Origin of the sequence: Pontibacter sp. SGAir0037, from assembly GCF_005491705.1 — a bacterium.
GTDB lineage: Bacteria > Bacteroidota > Bacteroidia > Cytophagales > Hymenobacteraceae > Pontibacter.
The window spans coordinates 2,179,885-2,204,615 of record NZ_CP028092.1 but is presented as its reverse complement, the minus strand read 5'-3'; the positions used below and the strand labels follow the sequence as shown (position 1 = coordinate 2,204,615).

Below are 24,731 nucleotides of genomic sequence, written 5' to 3'. Positions count from 1 at the left end.
TAGTATTCAACTATACCTCAACTATAGGAAATGAGTTCATTTTTATGAAGAAATGACATTGTTCCTGTTGCCTTTCCTGTGTAACATGGCTATGGCCTTTGCAATGAACCTGCTCCTTTTCTGAGCAGGCTATGCTCCGTACATAGAACCGATCAGATTTTCGTATTTAGCTACAATGGCTTTTCGCTTCAGCTTAAGGGTAGGGGTTAATTCGCCACCCTCAATTGTCCACTGCGAAGGCATCAGGACAAATTTCTTTACCTGTTCCACGTGGTTAAAGTACTGGTTGTACTGGTTTACAGCCTCTTTAATTAAAGCCCTTACCTGCTGGTCTTTCACCACGGCCTGGTCGCCGGGGTAGCTGATTCCCTGCTTGGCGTACCATTCCTGCAACGCATGAAAGGCAGGTACGATAAGTGCGCCCACAAATTTCTGCAGTTCGCCTACAACCATAATCTGTTCTATCCAGCGGCTTTCCACCATCTTATTTTCGATAGGCTGAGGCGCTACGTATTTCCCGCCGCTGGTCTTGAACAGCTCTTTCTTGCGGTCTGTTATCTTCAGGAATTTGCCGTCTACCATCGTGCCGATGTCGCCTGTACGCAGCCACTCGCCCTCCATCACCTCGGCTGTCAGGTCGGAGCGTTTAAAATAGCCCATCATTACGTTCGGTCCTTTGCACAGGATCTCGCCGTCATCCGCAATTTTTACCTCTACGTTCTGTAGCAGCGGCCCCACAGTGCCGAACATTCTGTTCTGTTCGCTGTAGCGGTTTCCGCTGATAATAGGAGAGGCCTCTGTTAAGCCATAGCCTTCCTGAATCACAATGCGGGCAGCGGTAAAAACTTTCAGCAGGCGCACCTGGCAGGCTGCCGCCCCGGTAATAATAGCTTTTACCTCGCCCCCGAGTGCTTCGCGCCACTTACTAAAGATAAGTTTATTGGCCAAGGCCAGCTGTAATTTATAGCTGGTGCTTAAAGGCTGGTTTATCTCATATTGTTCGGCCAGTTGCAGGGCCCAGAAGAAAAGCTTTCTTTTAACACCTGTCAGCTCGGCTCCTTTGGCCAGAATACTCTCATAAACTTTCTCCAGCAGCCGCGGAACAGTCGTGAAAAGGGTTGGTTTCACTTCCCGCAGGTTCTCAGCTATCTTATCCATGCTTTCGGCATAGTAAATGGAAACACCGCAGTAAAAGAAGCAATAGGTAGCCATGCGTTCAAAAGCATGGTTCAGTGGCAGAAAGCTGATGGCCCTTTTGCCGCGCACCCCGATCTCCTGGATAATTAGCGAACTGCTGAACACGTTGCTGATAATGTTATAATGCGATAGCATAACACCTTTGGGAATACCCGTGGTGCCGGAGGTGTACAGAATAGTGGCCAGGTCGTTTTCCCGGATCAGGTCGCGGTACTGCCTGACCTGCTTTTCCGTGTGCGGGGTGAGTTGGGGCAGTAATTCCTGCCAGTTAGGAGCCCCTGCTACTGGCTTAAAGGTATAAATCATCTCCAGAGCCGGCAGTGCCATCCGGATGCTGCTGAGCTTCTGGTAAAGAGCTTCGTCGCCTGCAAACACCATTTTTACACGGGCATCCTGCAGGATAAACTGTAGCTCATTGGTGTTGATGTTCGGATAAACAGGCACCGAAACAGCGCCGATCTGCTGAATAGCCATGTCCACCATCATCCATTCCGGGCAGTTCTGGCTGATGATAGCAATTTTATCTCTGCCTTCTATGGTACCGTCGCCCCGCGAGACGCCCAGCTGCAATAAGGCTGCGCTGATCTGGTTTACCTTTTCGCTCACTTCGCGGGTGCTGTACTTTCGCCATTCGCCGTTTTCTTTGGAAGAAAGCATGTCCGGCAAAGGGGTGTGTTCTAATTGATAAGCAAGACAATCAAACAGGCGCTTCGGCTCTTTTATGGATACCATATTTTCATTTCTCATCGGTCATCTCTGCTATTTTCCCTGCTGTGCATTTACGGGCAAACATGGCAGCTGTTTTCAGGCTGCAAAGCTACTACTTAGATTCAGCTTCTGCTATGGCTGTTTAAAATATCGGTGAGGCTGAAAGGCAATTTTTAAAGCCGGAATTAAGGGCTGAAGCAGGTGCAGGCTGGTGCCTCTGCCTGTAAGGCTTCTCCGCTAAAAATTGATCTGCTTTATTTTTTAAAAATGTATGTTAAAACATCGATGTGCAGCAGGTAACAGCAACCTGCTAATTGTGCGCCACGTTTTAATAATTATAAACAGCTTGTGAAGTTAATTGTTATAGGATAAGGCGTAGGGGTATAACACACCTTCGATGGTTGCAAGTGAAAGCGGAAGGCACTTCAGCTGTCCGCCTGCATACAATTATTGCTCTTTTCCCATAGTAAGAAGAATGTTTAGACGTTAGTTAAATAGGAGCATGTATACGTTCTGATTTTGCAGCGCAAAGGATGAATCCGGTATATGCTTAGGGCGCTTGGCCTGAAACAAACAGGAAGGCTGAGCTGCCTCCGGAGCAGGGTTAAACACCCGAGTATGATCTTGTAAAGCGAGAGGGGCCGGGAGAGATTCAGGCTCTTTTTCTTCGGGTATACACTGCTCTCCTGGATTTTATTCCGGAAGTTGTTGCCTTAAGCGGCAATCTTGCTTCCTTCACCATTTATGACACAATTGCCATGGACAAAACAAAATGGGTTATAGACCCGATGCACTCAGAAGTACAGTTTAAAGTAAAGTACCTGGTTATCTCTACTGTAACAGGTTCGTTCAAGAACTTTAGTGGTGGAGCCACCACGCCGAACGGCAGTTTCAACGATGCAGAGATACATTTTTCGCTGGATGTAAGCAGCGTGGACACCAACCTGGAGGCAAGGGATAATCACCTGCGGTCGGCAGACTTTTTCGATGCTGGAAATTTCCCGCACATCAGCTTTCAGTCCACTTCTTTCACCAAGGTACACGATGATCAGTACCACCTGTTCGGTTTGCTCACGATAAAAGGCATTACTAAGCCGGTAGAGCTGGATGCCGAGTTTGGTGGTTTTGCAACGGATATCGAAGGAAATACAAAAGCAGGTTTTGAAGTAAGTGGTCGCATAAGCCGCTGGGAATTCGGCCTTACCTTTAACCCATTGTCTAAAACAGGGGGAATGGTATTGGGCGAAGACATTAAACTGGTAGCCAATATTCAGTTGGTGCAGGAGGAAACGAGCCTGGCGTAAACCTGCTGGCTTATACGTTTCCTGTTGGCACCGGCAGCTGTAGGACTTGTGTAGCGGGCTTTGTACCAACAGGAAATGCTTTCCACCTCATCCGTACCTTCTCCTCCCAATCACACCAAATAAACCTGATTTTTTGCTGCCGCGGCGGCCACTGCTAAAAGCTTAGGCTGCTTCCATGCCGGTACTATCTATTCTGCAGCACTTCCTGTACCGAAGTCCAGTGCATAGCCGGATAGCGGTTGTTGTCGAGCGGCTCCAGCTTACCATGCCCGCTGTACATATTCCGAAGGTACTGCATGCCCTGCCAGGCCGGAAAAACTTCTTTTCGCTGCGGAAAAACCGTACGGGTAAACTTAATAAGTGCATCTAACCTGCCAAGTCCTCCTGCACGCAATAAGCTGAACTCGTTTCCGGTAGCCTTGCTGGCTGCTTCGCATAAGCCATTTGCATGTAACGTGTCGCCGGCAATACGGAGGTATCGTGGCGTTTCGGCATCCAGTGCCGCAGCGGCTGTATAGGCTGCAGTATCCTGTATAGTGGTATAATCCAGTAGCTGATTTGCATCTCCCCAGTACACTACCTTTTTAAGCGGAAACAGCACAACCGGGGCTTGCCCGGTGAGCAGGTCGGCAAACATGCCGTTGAGGATAGAGGTTGCCCTGATAGGTGCCTTGTCCAGTCGCTCGCCGAATTCCCGGCGCAGATCCAGGTTCCGGTTGGTGCCTGCCGGTATTTTTGTGAAATCGATCGAAAAATCGGAAGGAATAAACCTTGGCACCCCGGCTTCTACGGCTGCAAGCAGCAGGATGCGCTGCGTTTCCAGGATCACCTCTTCCAGGCCGGATAAAGCGGAAACCACACAGGTAGCGCCGGCACACGCTTTTGCCAGTTCTGAAACGCTTTTAAAGTCCGTTACAAAAATTGTAGCGCCCTGCTCGCGGAATGAATTAAGTTTGCTGCTTTTGCTGCCCGGCCTGACCAGCAGCAGGGGCCTGACACCTCTTGCTAAAAGAGAGGCCGCTATTCTGCCTCCTAAATCTCCGGTAGCCCCGGCTAAAACAATAGTAGCATCTGCTGCATTGGTAGGTGTTTGTAGCGCCATTTTATGTCTGCTGATTTTCTAAACTTAACTGGCAGATAGCGGATAATGTTTAAGCAAAATTAAAAATGGCTGAAATTGTTGTAACCGGCTTACACATCTGCTTATGCCGGAGCTTCTGACATACGAAACAGGCTAAAGCTAAGTCCGCAACCACTCCGTCTAAAAGATATATGTTTGCTGGTTTTAAATTGTTCCAAAGCAAGCCCTTTCCTGTTTTTAAAAGAACCTGAAAAACAACTCTTTCTAAAGTATAGGAAGCATTCGTTTATAAATGATTTACCGGTGATATAATTTTAAGTACCTTTAAGCGCTGCTGCAATTGCAGTAATTTGTCGTTTCTGTCCCGTATACACCCAGACCGGAAGAGAGACCTTTGTCTTCATAAGAACAGCAATATCATGAGTCAGAAAAATTCACTGTTATATAGTATAGCCACTGGCAGGTGCCCCAGGTGCCGGGAAGGGGAAATGTTTCCGAAAGGCACCTTGTACACGCGCAAATTTGCCGACATGCATCCTGACTGCCCCTGCTGCGGACAGACGTATGAGCCGGAAGTTGGCTTTTACTATGGGGCTATGTATGTAAGCTTTGCTTTTAATGTTGGCATATTCCTGATTTGCTTGTTTCTGCTGTACCAGGTTGTAGAAGAGGTAACCATGGGTATGATGATAGGCGTAGTGGGCCTTGTGGTGATCGGGCTGCTGCCTGTTATTTTCAGGCTTTCCAGAATTATCTGGATATACCTGTTTGTACGCTACGAAGGACCCTGCAATGAAATACCCAAAAAGATGCATCGCTAGCAGCCAGGTTAAGGTCTGTAAAACCAGCTTATGCTAAAGCAGGAGATTCGCCTTTCATCTCATTCACAAATTCACCCCGATGACACTAAAAGATAAAGTGGCTGTAGTAACTGGTGCAGGCCAGGGAATTGGGCTGGAGATGGCCCGCATGCTTGTGCTTTCCGGAGCAAAAGTAATCCTCAACGACCAGGATGAGGCATTGGCAGAAAGTGCAGCCGCTGAGATTGGGGCAGACGGCTGTTGCCTGGCTATGCCCGGAGATGCCAGTGATGTCGCTTTTACCCGGCAACTGGTTAGTACTGCTGTGGAAAGATTCGGGCAGCTGGACATTGTAATAGCCAATGCAGGCATTACTTTGTTCGGCGATTTCTTTACCTATACACCAGAGGCCTTTAACCGGGTGATGCAGGTAAACCTGGGCGGTACATTCTTCCTGGCGCAGGCGGCGGCTAACCAGATGAAGCAACAGCCATCGGGGGGCAGCTTATTGTTTACTTCTTCTGTTACTGGCCACCAGGCTCACAAGAACCTGGCGGCCTACGGCATGAGTAAGGCCGCTATAGAAATGCTCGCCCGTAATTTAGTTATAGAAGTTTCTGCCTATAAAATTAACGTAAACACCATTGCTCCGGGCGCAACCTTAACAGAGCGAACCCAGGAAGACGCAACATACGAAAGTACCTGGTCGCAGCTGACCCCAATGGGAAAACCGGCCAGTGTGGCCGATATCGCCAATGCCGGCCTGTTCCTGGTGTCGGAGGAGGCACGGCATATTACAGGGCAAACCCTGATCATAGATGGGGGCTGGACCTCAGTCAGCCCTTCTCCTTATTAAACCTGCCAAGAGCTACTGCCAACGTTTTGCCCGCTACCTGGGAACCATGATGTTGGGAAATACCCGCAGGTATACCTGAGCGCTTACAGGGAGGTCGCCATAATAAGGATGCAGCGCTGTATCACTTCTGAATATGCTTGCCTGGGCCCCCAGGTGAAAATTAACGGAGCCTGCCTGTGCCAGCTGCCTGTTTGCGCCCACCGTTAGGGCATGAATTCCGAATATAGTGTCGTGCCCGAAGAAGTCTTCGCCAAAGCCAAGCTCATCAGCAGATTTCTGTAGCCACTCATACCTGCCGTAAACTGCAAATCGGCTGTTTTGCAGGTTCGACTCCAGCAGGACAGAATGCTCTTTATGATGAGGATCGACGTAGTTAAATCCCCAGTTCAGGGTAGTGGTCAGGAAGCGGTTATCGCCTGGCAGTTTTCTGCCGTACAGAGCCGAAGCAGTGGTGCGGTATACATCTTCATCCGGCTCGCTTACCTCCGGGCCCTTAACGTAAGCGTGCGATGCCTGCAGACTCCAGTTGGCGGTAGGGTTATAGGTAAGGCGAACCGTTCTGGAGTCGAAGCGAGGCTTATCGAAGTCGTAGCGCTGCTCGTCTGGTTCTCTTCCTGTAAATGTAGAACCTTCGAGCTTTAGATTCCGGTAGCGGAAGCCCAGTGTCGCAACTCCGAAAGTTATGTGTGTGGCGTCCTGCCAGTGGTGTCCCAGTGGTGAATCAGGGTTATTGAGTGCGGAAGGCCGGTGCATGAAAGCCACATTACTGAGAGCGGGTTCTCCCGGATATCCCAGGTAAACAAAAACATCCGCCTCTTTAGAAAGCATATGCGTGTATCCTACCGATAGCTCGCTGAACAGGTCGTGCGGGTGCTGGCGGTCTATTAAGGGAGCATTGTTATAGGTTTCCCCGGTCTGGAAGAGCAGGGGGTACCCATTGGCACCTACAGTAAGCGGGTCCAGGGAGATCATACCACTGAATCGAAACAAGCCTCGTTTGCCTACGAAGCGCTGCCCCATCAGCATAAACCAGTTGGGCGCATCAAACTGGCTGTCGCCTCTGTTTCCTCCTTTAAAAATATCCTGGTTATTATACCGCAGGAACAGGTTGTAGTGCAGCATAAACATCCAGTCGCTCCGGTGGTACATATGGCCGTACATAGGCGATTCATCCGGCAGCCAGCCGGTACCGGAGGCATTGCGAGTCATGGGCAGGTTGCGTGAAAAAGCATGTGTCATGGGCATCTGCATGCTATCGTGCTGGTTATTCATGCGGTGGCCCTGGTGTTGGGCTGTGCTATCGGGCATTTGCTGCTGGTTATGATGGTGCTCATGCTGAGCGGCAAGCGGCAAGGCAGTGAGCAGTGCAAATAAAGTGCTGAGTAAGATTTTTTTCACAGTCATAATTATATAGGAAGCAGAAGAACTGCACATGTTAATTTAACTTGGAAGGTGCATCAGCATTTTACGGCAGATAAGCTGCCCGGGTAGGTGCCATTCCGGAATTTTGCAGATGACACGGGTTATTTGCCAATCTTTTGGCGGTTCCCTATCATTATAACCGGAGCAAGTACGCTTATTAGATGAACTTAAAAATATAATAGTGGCAGAAGCAGGAATTGTAAACTTTTAATTGTAAATTGAAAAAAAATATGAACGTATATGCCTTCAAATATGTAGTAGGTATATAATTAACAAATCAACATGAATAAAGGAACAGTAAAATTCTTTAATGACCTGAAAGGGTTCGGGTTTATCAAAGAAGCAAATTCAGATCAGGAGTACTTCGTACACGTATCTGGCCTTGTAAATGAAATCAGAGAAAATGACGAGGTAACTTTTGACTTACAAGAAGGAAGAAAAGGACTAAACGCGGTTAATGTTAAACGTGCTTAGTTTTCATATATAAGTCATAACAGAAAAGCCTTACACCTGTAAGGCTTTTCTGTTTTTTTACAGGTAATAATGTGCTAAACAGCCATACCTGCTCAACATAACCACTTTGTATGAATAGAAAATATATAGTAGATACCACCACACGTGAATACCTGTGTGTAGCGTTACAGAAAGGTAAAGATTGGTCTCCCACCAACCAGGACTCGCTTCAGCGTTTTATGACATCCCGCTCTGTTAAAGAATTCACCGACTCTGAACTAGTATCAGGCGAATTTAATGATAATACCTTCTTTGAGAAGTGGATACGTAACGGTACAAACTTCTTGTTTCGATACTAAATAAAGGTTCTCAACCTTTGAAAAAGAGCAAAAGCTACATTTAATTTAAAACAACTTTATGGGAAGATCACAGGAAACTTTTAGTAAAAAAGAAAAAGAAAAGAAAAAGCTGAAGAAAAGGCAGGACAAAGAACAGAAAAAAGAAGAGCGTAAGACCAGCTCCAGAAACGGCAAAGACCTGGACGAGATGCTGGCTTATGTAGATGAATTCGGAAATATCTCTTCTACTCCTCCTGATCCGAACAAGAAAAAGAAAGTAGTAGACCAGTCTGAAATTCAGATCGGTGTATCGCGGCAAGAGCCCGTTGATCCTGCCACCCTGATCAGAAAGGGAACTGTTACCTTCTTTAACACCTCCAAAGGCTATGGTTTTATTAAAGACCATGTAAGCCAGGAAAGCATTTTCGTGCATCAGAACGCTCTGAGCGGACCAATTAAAGAAAACGACAAAGTAAGCTTTGAAGTGGAAAAAGGGTTAAAAGGCCTGAATGCAGTAAATGTGAAGCTTGCCAGCTAAAGACGATACCAACACCTATTCCAGAAAATATGAAACCCGATGGTAGAATAAAATTTGTAAGCAAAGACAGGAACTTGTTTTTCCTTACGCTCCGCAGAAGAGTGGACGCTTATTTTAAAGAGAACCAAATCTCCCGGAATGCCAACGCCAAAATGGTAGTTAAGAGTGTAGCTCTGCTAGCATGTTATATTCTGCCTTTTATGCTGTTACTAAGTTTTACGCCTGGTTTACCTCTGAGCCTGTTCTTATGGTTTATGATGGGACTTGGCGTAGCTGGTATAGGGATGAGCGTGATGCACGATGCCAACCATGGCGCCTACTCTTCTAACCAGGCCGTTAACAGCTGGATGGGCCACACACTGAACCTGGTGGGCGGCTCCGCTTTTAACTGGAAGCTGCAGCATAATATTCTGCATCATACCTATACCAATGTAGTTGATATGGACGAAGACATACAGGACAGGCTGGTGCTCCGGTTTTCGCCGCATACATCTATCAGGTTTTATCATCAGCTGCAGTGGGTATATGCGTTTCTGTTCTATGGTTTACTAACGCTGTACTGGGTGCTGGCCAAAGATTTTGTGCAGTACTTCCTGTTTATCAGGAAAGGCGTGAACCCGAATTCCAAAGAAAAAAACCAGGTGATGTTGCTGAAGCTGATCCTGATGAAGCTGGTGTACTTTTCTGTAATTCTGGTTGTACCTACCCTTGTATATGGCATCCCGTTTCTGGAGGTTCTGGCGGGCTTCCTGCTTATGCATTTTGTGGCAGGCATCGTGCTGACAGTTATTTTTCAGCTGGCGCATACGGTAGAGGGTACCAGCCATCCGAGGCCGGATAGCAACGGGAATATCGAAAACGACTGGGCCATACACCAGCTGCACACCACAGTAAACTTTTCACGTAACAATAAGTGGTTGTCCTGGTATGTGGGGGGGCTGAATTATCAGATCGAGCACCACCTTTTCCCCAAGGTCTGCCATGTGCATTATCCTGCCATTTCTGAAATTGTGAGAGAAACAGCCGCTGAGTTCAACATCCCTTATATGGAGAATAAGACCTTTGGCGATGCCTTACGCTCTCATATTGCCACCTTGCACCGTTTCGGCAGGCTGCCCGGCCTGAACGAAGCAATCGGGTAAGGCAAAGCTGCCTTTTCTGTTTCGGAGTATACTTTAAAGTGTATTTTTTAGCAAAACTGCTTAAATTGGGAGTTCTTCTGTTTCTTTAAGAGAACTCATGAAATACATTGTAAAGACTACCAGCCAAATACTTCTTTTTGTTGCCCTGCTTTTCTCCTGTTCGGTGGCAGAAAAAACAACCACCGGCTCCGAGGTGAAAAAATGGGAGGAGCAGGCTTCCCGGGTTACCATTATACGCGATGATTTCGGTGTGCCGCATGTGTACGGTAAATCAGATGCCGATGCTGTTTTCGGACTGTTGTATGCACAGTGCGAAGATGATTTTAACAGAGTAGAGCGTAACTATACCTGGGCTATCGGCAGGCTGGCAGAGGTAGAAGGAGAGGAAATGCTTTATAGCGACCTGCGCGCCAGGTTATATATGTCGCAGGAAGAGGCCATGCAGCACTACGAGGAAAGCCCGGAGTGGCTGAAGGCGCTTTGCCGTGCCTTTGCCGACGGCATTAACTACTACCTCTATACCCATCCGGAGGTTAAGCCCAAACTACTTACCCGTTTCGAACCCTGGATGCCGATGTACTTCAGCGAAGGTTCTATCGGCGGTGATATCGAAAGTGTTTCCACTAAAAGGATAAAGGCTTTCTATGAAGAAAACAAATCGCTTGGACTGAACAAGCACGGCGATGGCCTTGTGCACCCGGCCTTGCTCGAGGAGCCTAAGGGATCGAACGGCTTTACCATTTCAGGTAAGCACACGGCATCGGGTAATGCTATGCTGCTCATTAATCCGCATACCTCTTTTTTCTTCAGAGGAGAAGTGCATGCTGTCAGTGAAGAAGGCTTGAATGCTTACGGAGCCGTTACCTGGGGTCAGTTCTTTATTTACCAGGGCTTTAACGAAAAAACCGGCTGGATGCATACATCCGCTTATGCCGATGTAATAGATGAATTTGAAGAGACGGTTATCAAAGAAAATGGCAAGTTCTATTACCGCTACGGAGATGAAAAAAGACCTGTTGCCACTGCTGAAGTAACGCTGGCTTACAAAGATGGAGATGAACTGAAGCAGAAGACTTTTACGACGTTCAGAACCCACCACGGGCCTATTACGCATCAGAATGGAGATAAATGGGTGGCAACGGCCCTGATGTGGAAGCCGGTGGAAGCCCTGACGCAGTCCTACACCCGGACCAAGAAAAGCAATCTGAAAGAGTTTAATGAAATGATGCAGCTGCGCACCAACTCGTCTAACGGAACCGTGTATGCCGATGCAGATGGCAACATTGCTTATTACCATGGTAACTTCTTTCCGATACGCGATACTTCTTTTAACTATACCAAACCCGTGGATGGAAGTAACCCGAAAACCGACTGGCAGGGATTACATTCTCTGGAAGAAACCATACGTGTTATCAACCCGCCGAACGGCTGGATTCAGAACTGCAATTCCACACCTTTTACAAGTGCAGGAGCCTATAGTCCGAAACCGCAGGATTACCCGGTTTACATGTCGCAGTCTCCTGAAAACTTTCGTGGCGTGCATGCCATCCGACTGCTGGAGAAAGCCGATAACCTGACGCTTGATAAGCTGATACAGCTTGCCTACGATCCTTACCTGCCCGGATTTGAGGTGCTGATACCGGGGCTGGTAAAGGCATATGATCAGCAAGGCACCCGTGATCCGAAACTGAAGGAGGCCGTGGAGGTAATGCGCAAATGGGATTTTGCTGTTTCTAAAGAATCGGTGGCCATGTCGCTGGCTCATTTTTATGCAACCACCCTACTGAAAAGCGGCAGTGCGCCCAATGGCCTTAACCTGATGGAGCGGTTCCGGTACTATGCAGCTACAGCGCCTGCCAAAGAGCGGCTGGATATTTTTGCCCAGACAGTCAGCCAACTGGAGAAAGACTTTGGCCAGTGGAATACTCCCTGGGGAGAAATAAACCGTTATCAGCGCATCAACGGTGAAATTAAGCAGCCTTTCAATGATAACCTGCCGAGCCTGCCGATAGGCATGGCATCCGGAAATTGGGGGGCACTGGCTTCGTATGGCGCTAGTGCGTACGATACCAAACGGCTTTACGGCACCTCCGGCAACAGCTTTGTAGCGGTAGTCGAGTTCGGCGAGAAAGTGAAAGCAAAAAGCATGCTGGCCGGCGGACAAAGCGGTAACCCGGACTCACCGCATTTCGACGACCAGGCCCAGCGGTATGCGGACGTTGCCTTTAAGGATGTCGCCTACTACCGCGAGGATGTAGAGAAACGAGCTAAAGCAACTTACCACCCTGGGGAAAAGCGAGCGGAGTAATTTTGCAGGTGCAGCTTTAGGAGGCCGGTTGGAAGTTTATCATCACATGGAACAGCACGATACTGCTTATGAACCTTCGGGGAAGGTGACAGCTTACGAAGGATTCACACGGAGAAACAATACGGGTGAGGCGGCTTTCAAACACTTCCTTTCTGTACAAAGTAAACCAATTGCGCAGCCATCGGAGAAGCAGGTTATAATTGTGATAGGCAAGCACAGGTACTATAACCTGTTTAGTGCCCAGTTGGCCGAGGTGCAGGTAAGCCATGCGGGCGAGCTGAAGAACCCGATTACCATTCTGAACCCGATCGAACTTGCCTGGCAGACGCAGCAACCGGAGGAACTGAAGTTTTACACCGCCATTATGAAGCTGCAGAATTTTTACGAAAAATCTGCCACAGATTTTATGGCCCTGCAGTCGTTGGTGAACAACCCTTTTAACTATGCTTTTTACCTGCACGATAGCAGTATTTCTGAAAAAATTACCAGCCGGTCCATTTTTCCGGTTCAGGTAAGTCAGCCGGCCATCGATTTCAAGATACAGGTAAGTTTAGACGAAGACTTCTATACTGTAAAAGGAGCCGTAAAAATTAACGGATCTTTTTGTCCTTTAAGCCGCATTCAGTTAAAGTTTGATTACTTCCTGGTACTGGACAACCTCTGGTACTTTAGTGAGAAGCAGAACCTGATGGATTCCATTGGCTACTTCAGAAAACAACAGCATGACATTGTGCTGCCTCCCGACGAATTTCTGAGGTTTAACGTGGAAGTGCTGTCCCAGATGGAGGACGATGTACCCATAGAACATACTTACCTGCGGCCAGCCAGCAAATCGCAGTTACAGCAGGCGGGGTTTAACGAAGAGCCGGAGCGGCTGATCTATCTGTCGGATATGGAGGACTATGTGATGCTGAACCCTGTGCTGCGTTACCGCGACAAGGAAGTGTCTGTACTTTCTACCAAGCCGCTTTTTATCCAGGACCATACCGGCGAATTACTGGGTGTAGAGCGGAACAAGGAGGCGGAGGATGCGCTTATGACTTTGTTTCTGGTGCAGCACCCCGATTTTATGGAACAACTCGAAAGCCCACTGCCCTACTTTTACCTGCATAAGAACTGCTTTCTGGACGAGAACTGGTTTTTAAATGCCTTCGACGCCTGGGACCGGCAGGGCATAAAGGTATTGGGCTTTAACGAACTTAAAGGAAATAAGCTGAACCAGCACAAAGCACGCATTCATATACAGGTGGCAAGTGGCCTGAACTGGTTTAATGCAGAAGTGGCTGTTCGCTACGGTAAAAAGAAAGCTTCTTTAACGCAATTGCACCGTGCAGTTAAAGACAAGAGCAAGTACGTTGAGCTGGGCGACGGTTCGCTTGGCATTTTACCGGAAGAATGGCTCCGGAAATTCGAAAGCTATTTTGCAGCGGGTACCATAGAAGAGGACACTCTAAAAATACCTAAAACAAACTACACTGTACTTGCCGAGCTTTACGAGCAGCACATGCTCGATGAGCAGGTAAGACAGGAGGTGGCGTATTACAGCAGACTGCTCTCAGATGTAAAAACCATACCGGCCGTTCCGGCACCTGAAGAACTGCAGACAACGCTCCGCCCGTACCAGCTGCAGGGCTTAAGCTGGCTACACTTTTTAGATAACGCAGGCTTTGGGGGTTGCCTGGCCGATGATATGGGGCTGGGGAAATCGGTGCAGGTAATCGCTTTCATGCTGCTGTTAAAAGGCAGGCCAGAAAAAGGAGCCCATCTGCTGGTGGTGCCAACATCGCTCCTCTATAACTGGAAAGCTGAAATCGGTAGGTTTGCACCAGGCCTTAAGCTGTATGTTTTACATGGTGCCGACCGGGCTAAAACCGCCGACTCGTTCGATTCCTACGATGTGGTTATGACTACCTATGGTACCCTTGTTTCAGATATAAGCTTCCTGCGCCAGTACCGGTTCCATTATGTTTTCCTGGATGAGTCCCAAAATATCAAAAACATTGCCTCACAGCGATACAAGGCAGCACGTCTGCTTCAGTCACGGAACAGGATAGTACTTTCGGGTACACCGCTCGAAAACAATACCTTTGATATCTATGCCCAGCTTTCCTTTGCCTGTCCCGGCCTGTTGGGCTCCAGAAACTTCTTTCGGAACACCTATGCCATACCGATAGATAAATTCAAAGACAGGCGCAGTTCCGCCGCCTTACAAGCCAGGATCAGTCCGTTTATACTGCGAAGAACAAAGCAGGAAGTAGCTACGGAATTACCCGAAAAAACAGAAGTAATTTTATACTGCGAAATGGGGCCGGAGCAGCGCAAGATTTATGATGCATACGAAAAAGAGTTCCGGGAATTTATTTCGGCCAGTACAGAAGAAGAACTTCCAAAGCAATCGGTGCATGTGCTGGCAGGCATTACCAGGTTACGGCAGATATGTAATTCGCCGCTGCTGCTGGGGGAGGATGGGCTTTACAGTGAATCTTCGGCCAAAATAGAAATGCTGCTGGAGCAGGTACGGGCTGTTTCCAAAACACATAAGATACTGGTGTTCTCGCAGTTTGTGTCGATGCTAGACCTGATCAGAAAGGAGCTGGTAAAGGAAGAGATCAAACATGCTTACCTGACGGGCAGCACCCGGAACCGGGGAGAAGTAGTGAGCCGGTTCCAGGAGGATGATGCAACAAGGGTATTCCTGATCAGCCTGAAAGCAGGCGGCACTGGTCTTAACTTAACGGCCGCCGACTATGTGTTTATTGTGGACCCGTGGTGGAATCCGGCGGTCGAAAACCAGGCCATCGACCGCAGTTACCGTATCGGGCAGCAGAAGAACGTTATAGCCGCGCGCCTGGTTTGCCCCGACACAGTGGAGGAGAAGATCCTGATCATGCAGAAAAACAAAGCCAAACTTGCCTCCAACCTGGTACAATCTGATGATCGTGTTTTCAGAAACTTTAGTAAACAGGATTGGCTGGGCCTGACAAAGCCCTGATAAGAGTGGTGCAGCAAATATTATAAGTTAGAAGATGTATGGAGCCGAAACTGCTTTTCGTTTACAATGCCGAGACGGGTTTATTTAACAAAATGACCGATTTTGCACATAAAATCATTTCACCCGCCACCTATGCCTGTAGCCTTTGCGCGCTCACCTACGGTAACTTTACCATAAAACAGGAATGGGCAGCCTTCCTCCGACAGCTTCCGCTCCGGGTAGAATTCATCTATAAGAACGATTGGAAATTTTCACACATCCATAACCATTACCCGCTGGTGGGCCTGCATGCCTCTGATGGCTCCCTGCAGTTACTGTTGGAGGCAGAGGAACTGAACGAACTGAAAAGTCTGAAACAGCTGATGCTTCGGCTCGACCAAGTCCTTGCAAAGGCAGGCTACCAGTTGTAAAGGTCGTGCCGGTAAAATCAGCATGAAGCGCTCTGGAAGCATCTGATAAATTACTGATTGGCCAGGCTCATTTTTTAGTGAACAGTTTGAGAATGGAGGGTAATGTAAATTATATTTGCTACTGTTTCTCGTGTTGGTTTTCAGGTATGACCTTTTTAAAAGTACAATTTCCATTAGTGCGGTGCCTAACAGCATCCTTATTCAGTTTGTTTTTAGTTTCCTGCTCCGGTTCCGAAGAAGAAGGCCAGAGTAGTTTCTCCTTCTGGAGAAGAGGCGACGATAGAGAGAAGGTTGACATACCTGCTTCATTTACAGAGGCCAGTGCCCGGAAAATGGGGCAGCAGCTCGATTCAATTTTCACTCACCTGCACAAGAGAAAAGGCTTTAACGGTACCGTGCTGGTGACAAAGTATGACCAAGTGATCTATAAGGGGGCTTTTGGTTATGCAGATTTCTACCGCAAGGATTCCCTCAGCACCGAAACTGCCTTTCAGCTGGCCTCTGTGTCGAAACAGTTTACGGCAATGGCCATTATGATGCTGAAAGAGCAGGGGAAGCTCCAGTATGATGATAGTGTGCAGCAGTATTTGCCTGATTTCCCCTATAAAGGCGTTACCATACGGCAACTGCTTACCCATCGATCCGGGCTGCCAAACTATACCTATTTCAGCGATGAGCTGTGGCCGGACCGGAAGAAGCCTTTAACCAACCAGGATGTGGTGCATCTGATGGTTCAACACCAGCCAAAGATTTTTTACACTCCCAACACACGCTTCGATTACAGCAATACAGGCTACTGCCTGTTAGCGGCTATTGTGGACGAGGCTTCCGGGATGCCCTTTTCTACTTTTTTGCGGGAGCGCATTTTTGAGCGGCTGGATATGAAGCATACTTTTACTTTTAGCGATGATCTGACTGCTTATATGGGAAAATTTGCTACCGGCCATACCCGTGGCAGGCAGAAAAGAACCACCGACTATTTAGATACGGTGCTCGGAGATAAGGGCGTATACTCTACTGTAGAAGATCTTTACAAATGGGACCAGGCATTGTATACCCAGAAACTGGTTAAGCGGGAAACTCTTGAAGAGGCATTTAAAGGCTCCCGTACAGAAAAAAAGAAAACCGAAGACTACGGGTTCGGGTGGAGAATTAAAGCCCTGGAAAGTGGCGACAGCGTGGTATACCACGGTGGACTGTGGCATGGGTATACTACATACCTCATGCGCAATAAAAAAGACCATAGCGCCCTAATTGTATTGAGTAATCTGCCAAACGGCAGCCTGCAGTACCTAAAAGATGTGCAGCGGTTCCTGTATCCCATCCAGCCCGACACAGCAACCATTAAAGACACAAAGCCGGCTAAAGTAGCCAGTGCGCAGCTTTAAGGAACAGCTTCAATGTTAAAAGCCATCCCGAAAAAACGGGATGGCTTTTTTGTGTTGTATCCTGTAGCAGATCAGAACGAGATACTAAAAATTACTCTGCTTTTGCATTTGATTGAAGGGCATCAGCTACGGCAACAGATAAGGGCGTGGTAGGCCTGTTGAGGAGTGCCGAGAGCTGATGGCTGTCATCGAACAGGTTGCCTTCCGATGCGGCGGCATCCCATCCGGCAATCGCCTGCGCCAATCCTTCGGGTAAGCCAAAGCCCGTGAGTGCAGCAGCATAATCAGTCTCTGACAAGTTCTTGTAAGGAATTGTAGTACCTGTCTGGCGGGAAACTTCCGCAGCCAGTTCGCTGAGGGTATAGGCTTCATCTCCGGCCAGTTCATATGTCTTTCCTTCGTGTCCTTCCGTGGTCAAAACAGCAACAGCGGCCTCCGCAAAATCTAACCGGGTAGCCGAAGAAATTTTGCCTTCGCCTGCGCTACCCATAAAGGCACCACCCGCAAGTGCTCCCGGAATGGAACCTGTGTAATTTTCTGTATACCAACTATTACGAAGTATAGTATAGGGAATGCCAGAATTCTTCAGGGCAGCTTCTGTGGCGCGATGTTCTTCTGCTAGGCTGATGGAAGAAGTATCTGCATGTAGAATGCTTGTATAAACGATTCGTTTCACACCAGCCTGTTTTGCCGCATCTATAACATTTTGATGCTGTACAGCACGTTGCCCCACTTCACTTCCTGAAATCAGGAGTAATGTATTTATGCTGGCCAGTGCCCGGTGAAGTGTTTCAAGTTTGTTGTAGTCAGCTTCCCTGGCTTCCACACCCAGGTCAGCAGCTTTCTGAGGTGAGCGAACAAGCGCAACAATGTGCTCAGAGGATGTTTTTTCTTTCAGCTTTTCAACCACGAGACGGCCCAGTTGCCCCGTAGCTCCTGTAATGGCTATTTGCATACGAATAAAATGCTTTGGTTTAAATGTTAAGTTTTTACGCGTAGTTCGCTAACTACGCCAAGGATGAGTATAAAATATTGCAACAAAGGCAGCAGCCTCTGGCAGCATTAAATATGGTGCATGATACTACTAAGCTTTGTTATTTCAAAATGAACTCTTACTTTTGTTAACACTGTTAGGTAATTTAACAGATATAAAATGGGAATAGCAGAAAGAAAGAAACGGCACAAAGAGGAGCTACGCTCTTCTATTCTGGAGGCAGCTTGGGAGCTTGTCGTACAGGATGGGTGGCAGGCGCTTTCTATTCGCAAAATTGCGGAGGTAATTGAGTACAGCGTTCCTGTGATATATGATCATTTCGCTAATAAAGAAGCTATTCTGCTCGAGTTAACCAAGCAGGGTTTTCAGCATCTGAACCAGGAACTGATTAAAGCAAAAGCAGGTGCAGGCAGCTACGAAAAGCAGGTGGAGGCAATGGCAGATGCATATTGGAAATTCGCTTTCAGTCAAAAGGCTTATTACCAGGTGATGTACGGGTTAGGCATTCCTTCCTGTGAAAAGGTGAACCAGATAAACGAACTGGCAACTTTTAGCGAGTTGGTGCTGGAGCCTATTCACGGACTGATTGCTTCCGGTAACAGCCCCGATACCGATCCGTTTCTGAAGCTGCACACCTTCTGGTCTATGTTGCACGGGCTAGTATCTATTAACATGATGGGAGCAGAGGAAGGCAGAGAAGACATGAACCAGATGGTGCTGAAAGATTTTATACGTGGCTTTATCTCAAGTATGAAGGCATAATTTTTTTTGCATTATACCTAACAGTGTTAGAAAATATAACATTATTAATTTTTTCATATAACTTTAACTTTAGCATACATAACAATGTCAACAACTAAATGGTCACTGGACCTATCCCACAGCGAACTTGGCTTTAAAATTAAGCACCTGATGATTTCCAACGTAACAGGTAAGTTCACACAGTTTGATGTAGAGGCTGAAACAGCCGGAGAAGATTTCGCTGGTGCAAAAGTAGTGGCAAATATTAACCCGGCCTCTATTGATACAAGTAATGCGCAGCGCGATGAGCACCTGCGTAACGCCGACTTCTTTGGTGTGGAAAACCACCCGAATATGAAGTTTGTTTCTACGAAAGTGGAAAAAGTAGACGACGACACTTTCAACCTGTTCGGAGATCTTACAATAAAGGAAACTACCAAACCTGTGAAGCTTACGGTAGAGAACAATGGTGTCGCGACAGACCCTTGGGGCAATGTGAAAGCTGGTTTCTCTATCAGTGGTAAAATTAACCGAAAAGACTGGGGAATAAACTACAATGCAGCGCTTGAGACAGGTGGTGTCATGCTGGGCGAAGAACTGAAGATTCAGGGTGAAGTGCAGCTGGTAAAGCAGGCCTAGTTTATCCAGTGCTTAAAAAAAGAGGCTGCCCGGGCATAAAGTGTCGGGCAGCCTTTTTTTTAAGTACTTTCAGGAAATGGTGACTGGTAAAAGGTGTCGATAAAAAACAAGAATTAAGCAGGGTTTATTGCGGCAATGCCAGCAGTCTGCTTTTCGTATGCCTCTTTTCCTAATTTTTTGAGCACCTTGTAGTGAGACTGTATAGCAGTCCAGAAACTTTTGCTTTCCAGGTATGGCAGGTTAAACTCCTGAGCCGTTTGCTTTACAATAACAGAAATTGCAGGATAGTGCACATGGCTGACCTTCGGGAAGAGGTGATGCTCAATCTGCCTGTTCAAGCCTCCGAGCAGGAAGCTGGCCAGAGAGCTTTGAGGAGCAAAATTGGCAGTAGTCCGCATCTGATGATCCGCCCAGGCCTCCTCCACATTGCCCTGGTTGTTTGGAAGAGGGAACGCAGTACCCTCCACCACGTGAGCCAGCTGAAAGACAAGTCCCATTACCATACCTTCGGCCAGATGCATTACCAGGAACCCCAGCGCAGCCTGCCACCAGTTAAGGTTCAGCAACAGCAGAGGCAGGCCTATAAACAGGAAGTAATGCAGTATCTTATAGAAGAACAGGTTGAAGTACTCTCTTTTAGGATGGCTTTTTGTGTGCTGCCCAATCTGCTTCTGAAAGAATTTTACATAGTCTTTCCGCAACACCCAGGACAGGGAGGCCAAGCCATATAACCAGAAAGCATACAGGTGTTGGTAACGTTGCACCCTGTTCACTTTCTCGCTTTCATCTAAGCGTATCAAACCCGGGGCAACCTCAATGTCTTCATCGTGGCCCGGTATGTTTGTAAAAGTATGGTGTACAATGTTATGTGAGATATTCCAGAGGTATGGATTAGCTCCGATAAGATAAAAGAGATAGCTAAGGACTCTGTTAATTTTGCTGTTCCCGGAGAAAGAGCCATGTATGGCGTCGTGGCAAATGTTAAAGCCAATAAAGGCTGCAAATGCCCCCAAAGCTGCTGCCATGCCGAGTGTTGCCCAGGCACTGAAGGAGCCGGAAAGGATGAAGAAATATAGCGTAAAGAAGCTTAAAAGGAAGAAAGCTGCCTTCACCCAAATCCTTACGTTTCCATTCTTGGAAATGCCCTGCTCTTTGAAATAAGAGTCTACCCGCTTCCGGACCGTGGCAAAGAAGGCAGACTGGGTGGTATTGATGAACTTTAAATTTTGTGACATGATGGTTTTTTTAGCTGAGGGAGTAATAGTAGATGCAACTTCTTGATGTTGTAATCCCAGAGCCTCAGTCACTGCAAAAACATAAATCAGAATTTAAGAATGCCTGGCGGAAAGTGCTATTTGTTCTATAAAGCCAAGCAGGAGGTATTGTAAAATGAGATGGATGCTGTCAGAACCCTGTGTCAGCCTTTTCCTGTACTGTTGCACACATTATGCTTCTTATTCTTTTACAGGTTAAATTTTAGCGCAACAGCATCACCAGAAGGATTCGGGCAGGAGAAAAAATGTAATAACAAGACCAGAGTCGTTCCAGTTATAGAACAGGAGTAGCTGCATTAAAGTTTAAAGTTTGCATTTTATTCTCAGTTTAAGCAGGTGCTTTAACAGACAGGGTTACTTCAATGAGTGTAATCTTTAAATTGAGGCTGCAAATTAATTCAGAGGATTATATGCCTTTAAAGGCTTTGAGAAGGTATTTGTAAAATAATAATGTATTATTGGAAAAAATAATGAACATATAGTGCAGGTATTATGTAGAAGGGGTATAATACATAAACAAACAACATGAATAACGGAACAGTAAAATTCTTTAATGACCTGAAAGGGTTCGGGTTCATCAAAGAAGCAAATTCAGATCAGGAGTATTTCGTACACGTATCAGGACTGGTGCATGATATACATCAAAACGACGAAGTAACCTTTGACCTGGAAGAAGGAAGAAAAGGGCTGAACGCAGTAAATGTGATGCGTGCATAGCTTTATCATATATGCTTTAACAGGGAAAGCCTTACAGTTTGTAAGGCTTTTTTTATGTGGCTGATCCTGGTAATATTAACAGCATTTATAGCTACAGCGCTTTGTCATACTAAACGTATATTAGTAACGTATGCTAAGTGATCAAATAATTGAGTTATGATGCCAGCTTTATCTGAGCAACTGAAGCACAAATGCTTTTGCCGCTGATATCCGGCACAATGTAAAGTTCGAGCACACTTACAGCCTGCAGGTTTACAGTATATTCTTCCCGTTCCTCAACAGTATGAGGAGGACTAAAGTTATAGTGCTGTCTTATTATCTCTTTAGGCTCTTTATCTCCCGAGGATATCCACCTGAGTAAAAACTCCTGTGTTCGTTCCTGCTCCTTCTCATCAAAATGAAGTTGAATGCGACGGATGTTTTGCGGCTCATCAAATACTATTCTTACCGTTTGCTCCCCCGGCTGTGCCGCTCTCCATCCGCCTTCAACTCCTTTAAAAGCGGATTCGATAGGATATGCATCATGCTCCGATGTGAGTTCTACCCGGGCAAGTTGTTCCAGGTCTAACCAAACCTGCTCAGCAGGAAGGGCTGTTTGCTGCTCCCGCGTAACTATTTTTTTGCGCATACATGCATTTCTATAACTCTATTCACAAATAAGTTAATCTTACGGAGGAGAAGGTAGCAGGGCAAGCGTACTGGTGCTCAGAGCCGCCCTTTACCCCATTATCTCCGGCGCAGTTAATAAGTTAGCTTCTGAACTTTTCCAAGCCCATAGCTGAGCACATAGTACGTTGTGGTACCGCTTCGTTCTATATCTGTAGGCATGTTCAGGCCCTCAATCAGGTAAGCGCCGGCTTCATTTGCTACGCGCCCCGACACCGGATTAAAGCCCGGAGGAGTTGTGGTGAGGGAGAAATCCGCGAACTGCGTAACCAAAGGGTTGTTTTTTGGTGTCAATACAATGTCTGTGAGTGTGGTGAAGCCGCTTTTGAACTCGCTGACATTCCCTTCCTGGCTAACCCGGAATATTTTTGCCGCACCGCTGGCAAAAGGAAATCCGGTTAAAGTAGATACCAGGAATTTTTTTCCATCATATACAATACCGGTGGGCACAGCATCTGTTGTAGGGCTAACATTCGGAATCCTGGCAAACAAGCTTAGCACCTTACTGTTCCTGTCGCGTTTAATGATAGCATTAGCACCAGCATCTACTATATAAAGATGCCCGCCGGGGCCAAAGGTCAGGTTGTAGATATTGGAGTTGATCGGATCGGTCAGGTTCAGGCTTCTGACGTACGTGCCGATATCTTCGCTGGGCAGGGTACTTGCCTGCATCACCGGGTCGCCAGGTTTATAAGCGGCAACATCAGCAATATAAAGCATACCAGAAAATCCATGCAGAATATAAAGTTTGCCCTCTTTGTAAAGCAGGTGGCTTAAGCCTTCAGCACCAGGGCTCTCAGCAGAAGTGAAGGAGCTAAAGCCGGTAATAACCTGGTGTACGGTGCCATTTTTTGTGATCACAGATACGCTGCCGTCGCTGTTTCCTGTTCCGGCTTCGGTTACCCACAAGCGCCCGCTGTCATCCACGCTCATCCCTATAGGCGAATTTAATCCGTTGGCAAAGTCGGTTGCGTGTAGTTGAACAGGGTCAAAGATTATTCCCTTAAAATCATCGTCTTTGCAGCCAGCAGTTAGCAGCAGCGCAAACAGGCAAAGGAGAGAAATTTGTTTTGAAGTCATGATTTGAAGTTTTTAGATAAAAAAATAGTTTAACTAAAGAAAGAAGGTAGGGTGTTCGCCGTGACAGCAAAGAGCAGGATTATAAGTAAGAGCAATCCTTGACAGCCGGTGGAAGTTGTCTAAAAGATTAAAGGCTTGGGAAAGACTATTTTGGTAAGCGTTCTACAACATTAAATTAGTTATTTACTTGTTTAATAAAATATATAAAACATATAATTTAGCCAAGTGCTGAAATTAATGGGTGAACTCTTTAAAATTGAGGTTAATTAACTTATAAATAGAAAGTTATGGTTTGGTGGGTAGGGATTTTAATGGTGGTAACTATGCAAGGAAGAGCTTTACAGCGGCAGCTGTTTTACTGAGCTGCCGCTGAACCATAGCAGATCTGCCCGGTTGCTTTTAAAGCTGCGACGGAGGAGACTAAGCAGTAGAGCAGGTTAATTTTTTTACAGACGCATTATTTATTTGATGGCTTAATCGGATAAGCTTTTATCAGTGCCCTGGCTTCCGCAGCAGTTAAAACCGAAACACAGCCGTGTCGGGCCTCAGAAGGAAAACTAACATTTTCTTCAACGTTCCAGTGAAGGAGGTCTTGCGAATAAGAAGCACCAAAGCGGTTCGTCATGCAATAGTCGTACAGCAGTAACCAGCCAGGTTTAACCGGGTCTTTCATGGCTGTTGGCCCTTCCGTAATCACAGGGACAATCTGCCCTTCGTTTAAATGTCCTTCTATAATATTGTATGGCCCCAAAAGATTTTCGGATGTAGCCACACGGATGGCTCTTCTTTCACCAGTCCTGGCACCAAATTCTTCTTCTTTGTGATACAGGTAATACGTACCCTCATGCTCCAGCAATGTTCCGTCTATCACGGAGTAGGAGGGAGCAAAAAGTACCTTCGCAGGTGTAAATGTTTTCCAGTCCCGGGTTTTGCAGTACCAGAGCCTGCTTTCTTTCCAACCCGCATCCTCAAATGAAGAAGACCAGAGCAGGATGTACTCGTCTGTTTTAGCGTCGTAGAACCATTCGGGTGCCCATATATTTCTGGCTAAGGCTCCCGACTCATCCCGTGCATCTTTCATCAAGGGCAGGCCCCCTTCAACCTTCCAATGGATCAGGTCCCGGGAAGTTGCATACAGGCAGCTTGGCCCTACCTTCTCCCTGTCTTTTCCCATTCCACCGCCGGTTGCCAGGATGCGCCAAAGTCCATCAGGGCCTCGTCGAACATAAGGATCACGCATTTGCTGCTCCCACACAGGCTTGTTGTCGTTCAGGGGAGTCCAATGGCGGCCATCCGTGGACAGAGCTATGTGCATTTTTTCAATCTGCATAGGATCTGGCAAAGGTACCTCTACTGTGTTCCCGTTCTCATCGATCTCTATACGGGTAGGGTATCGTTGGCGGAAGTAAGTCATCATCCAGACATCTTTACCTTCTTCAATTTTGAGCTGTTGTTTTGCAGCTGGATCTTTGGGGGCAGGTTTTTTATTGGTTTGCGCAAAAGCTCCTGTAAAGGAGATAAGCAGTAGGATGATTAAGATAGGCTTCATAGTTACAACATTATTACAACCATCTAATATATAAAAATTTCCACCATTCAAGTAAGTTGATTGCATTTCTCTGATCAGCTCCGTCTGAAAGGATAAACCAGCCTGATAATAAACGCTCTCTTGCGTAAACGCTC

22 protein-coding genes are annotated in these 24,731 nt (G+C 46.9%); 14 read left to right on the top strand and 8 right to left on the bottom strand.

All coding sequences use genetic code 11. From position 1 onward, the window contains the following. Positions 1–129: 129 nt before the first annotated feature. Positions 130–1,944, bottom strand: coding sequence for a long-chain fatty acid--CoA ligase (locus C1N53_RS08925; RefSeq protein WP_206077634.1), 1,815 nt, complete (start codon positions 1,942–1,944; stop codon positions 130–132). Between the two features lie 719 nt (positions 1,945–2,663). On the opposite strand from C1N53_RS08925, the gene C1N53_RS08920 reads away from it, so the two are divergent. Further along, positions 2,664–3,209, top strand: a complete 546-nt coding sequence (locus C1N53_RS08920) for a YceI family protein (RefSeq protein ID WP_137758970.1) — start codon at positions 2,664–2,666, stop codon at positions 3,207–3,209. 184 nt (positions 3,210–3,393) lie between these two features. On the opposite strand, the gene C1N53_RS08915 is transcribed toward C1N53_RS08920, so the two are convergent. Next, entirely contained in the window at positions 3,394–4,311 is a 918-nt protein-coding gene (locus tag C1N53_RS08915; protein ID WP_137758969.1) for an NmrA family NAD(P)-binding protein, read from the bottom strand. Positions 4,312–4,709: 398 nt separating this feature from the next. On the opposite strand from C1N53_RS08915, the gene C1N53_RS08910 reads away from it, so the two are divergent. Then, positions 4,710–5,111, top strand: a complete 402-nt coding sequence (locus C1N53_RS08910; RefSeq protein WP_137758968.1) for a DUF983 domain-containing protein — start codon at positions 4,710–4,712, stop codon at positions 5,109–5,111. Between the two features lie 79 nt (positions 5,112–5,190). After that, positions 5,191–5,946, top strand: a complete 756-nt coding sequence (locus C1N53_RS08905) for an SDR family NAD(P)-dependent oxidoreductase (protein ID WP_137758967.1) — start codon at positions 5,191–5,193, stop codon at positions 5,944–5,946. A gap of 33 nt (positions 5,947–5,979) precedes the next feature. Here the strand turns inward: C1N53_RS08905 and C1N53_RS08900 are convergent, their stop codons facing one another. Continuing rightward, a complete protein-coding gene (locus C1N53_RS08900) occupies positions 5,980–7,350 on the bottom strand; it encodes a hypothetical protein (RefSeq protein WP_137758966.1) in 1,371 nt (456 codons plus the stop codon). Between the two features lie 300 nt (positions 7,351–7,650). On the opposite strand from C1N53_RS08900, the gene C1N53_RS08895 reads away from it, so the two are divergent. The 8 genes from C1N53_RS08895 to C1N53_RS08860 all read left to right on the top strand — a co-directional run bounded on the left by C1N53_RS08895 (position 7,651) and on the right by C1N53_RS08860 (position 16,937). Continuing rightward, complete coding sequence (locus C1N53_RS08895) at positions 7,651–7,842, top strand: cold-shock protein (RefSeq protein ID WP_137758965.1); 192 nt, start codon at positions 7,651–7,653, stop codon at positions 7,840–7,842. Positions 7,843–7,952: 110 nt separating this feature from the next. Further along, complete coding sequence (locus tag C1N53_RS08890) at positions 7,953–8,180, top strand: hypothetical protein (protein WP_137758964.1); 228 nt, start codon at positions 7,953–7,955, stop codon at positions 8,178–8,180. A gap of 58 nt (positions 8,181–8,238) precedes the next feature. Further along, on the top strand, positions 8,239–8,697 hold the full coding sequence (locus C1N53_RS08885; RefSeq protein ID WP_137758963.1) for a cold-shock protein: 459 nt from the start codon (positions 8,239–8,241) through the stop codon (positions 8,695–8,697). A 29-nt stretch (positions 8,698–8,726) separates the two neighbouring features. After that, on the top strand, positions 8,727–9,839 hold the full coding sequence (locus C1N53_RS08880; RefSeq protein WP_137758962.1) for an acyl-CoA desaturase: 1,113 nt from the start codon (positions 8,727–8,729) through the stop codon (positions 9,837–9,839). Between the two features lie 97 nt (positions 9,840–9,936). Next, the gene (locus C1N53_RS08875) at positions 9,937–12,147 is read left to right on the top strand and encodes an acylase (RefSeq protein ID WP_137758961.1); all 2,211 of its coding nucleotides are present in this window, start codon (positions 9,937–9,939) and stop codon (positions 12,145–12,147) included. A 46-nt stretch (positions 12,148–12,193) separates the two neighbouring features. Then, a complete protein-coding gene (locus C1N53_RS08870; protein WP_137758960.1) occupies positions 12,194–15,139 on the top strand; it encodes a DEAD/DEAH box helicase in 2,946 nt (981 codons plus the stop codon). A 38-nt stretch (positions 15,140–15,177) separates the two neighbouring features. After that, positions 15,178–15,549, top strand: coding sequence for a GTPase (locus C1N53_RS08865; RefSeq protein WP_137758959.1), 372 nt, complete (start codon positions 15,178–15,180; stop codon positions 15,547–15,549). A 206-nt stretch (positions 15,550–15,755) separates the two neighbouring features. Beyond that, the gene (locus tag C1N53_RS08860; RefSeq protein ID WP_240773438.1) at positions 15,756–16,937 is read left to right on the top strand and encodes a beta-lactamase family protein; all 1,182 of its coding nucleotides are present in this window, start codon (positions 15,756–15,758) and stop codon (positions 16,935–16,937) included. 91 nt (positions 16,938–17,028) lie between these two features. On the opposite strand, the gene C1N53_RS08855 is transcribed toward C1N53_RS08860, so the two are convergent. Then, positions 17,029–17,892 carry an SDR family oxidoreductase gene (locus C1N53_RS08855; RefSeq protein ID WP_137758957.1) on the bottom strand — a complete coding sequence of 288 codons (864 nt, stop codon included), beginning with the start codon at positions 17,890–17,892 and terminating at the stop codon, positions 17,029–17,031. A 198-nt stretch (positions 17,893–18,090) separates the two neighbouring features. Here C1N53_RS08855 and C1N53_RS08850 point away from each other — a divergent pair, with 198 nt between their 5' ends. Both C1N53_RS08850 and C1N53_RS08845 read left to right on the top strand, forming a co-directional pair. Next, positions 18,091–18,693, top strand: coding sequence for a TetR/AcrR family transcriptional regulator (locus tag C1N53_RS08850; RefSeq protein WP_137758956.1), 603 nt, complete (start codon positions 18,091–18,093; stop codon positions 18,691–18,693). A gap of 84 nt (positions 18,694–18,777) precedes the next feature. Beyond that, positions 18,778–19,311: a YceI family protein gene (locus C1N53_RS08845; RefSeq protein WP_137758955.1), complete on the top strand. Its 534-nt coding sequence runs from the start codon at positions 18,778–18,780 to the stop codon at positions 19,309–19,311. Between the two features lie 113 nt (positions 19,312–19,424). On the opposite strand, the gene C1N53_RS08840 is transcribed toward C1N53_RS08845, so the two are convergent. Continuing rightward, positions 19,425–20,546, bottom strand: coding sequence for an acyl-CoA desaturase (locus C1N53_RS08840; RefSeq protein ID WP_137758954.1), 1,122 nt, complete (start codon positions 20,544–20,546; stop codon positions 19,425–19,427). 564 nt (positions 20,547–21,110) lie between these two features. Between C1N53_RS08840 and C1N53_RS08835 the strand changes: the two genes are divergently transcribed. Then, entirely contained in the window at positions 21,111–21,302 is a 192-nt protein-coding gene (locus C1N53_RS08835) for a cold-shock protein (RefSeq protein ID WP_137758953.1), read from the top strand. Between the two features lie 154 nt (positions 21,303–21,456). Here C1N53_RS08835 and C1N53_RS08830 read toward each other — a convergent pair whose 3' ends face one another. From C1N53_RS08830 to C1N53_RS08820, 3 genes are all read right to left on the bottom strand, one after another. Further along, entirely contained in the window at positions 21,457–21,930 is a 474-nt protein-coding gene (locus tag C1N53_RS08830) for a hypothetical protein (protein WP_137758952.1), read from the bottom strand. 113 nt (positions 21,931–22,043) lie between these two features. Further along, complete coding sequence (locus C1N53_RS08825) at positions 22,044–23,048, bottom strand: ScyD/ScyE family protein (protein ID WP_137758951.1); 1,005 nt, start codon at positions 23,046–23,048, stop codon at positions 22,044–22,046. A gap of 457 nt (positions 23,049–23,505) precedes the next feature. Further along, entirely contained in the window at positions 23,506–24,597 is a 1,092-nt protein-coding gene (locus C1N53_RS08820; protein ID WP_137758950.1) for a glycoside hydrolase family 43 protein, read from the bottom strand. Positions 24,598–24,731 lie beyond the last annotated feature (134 nt).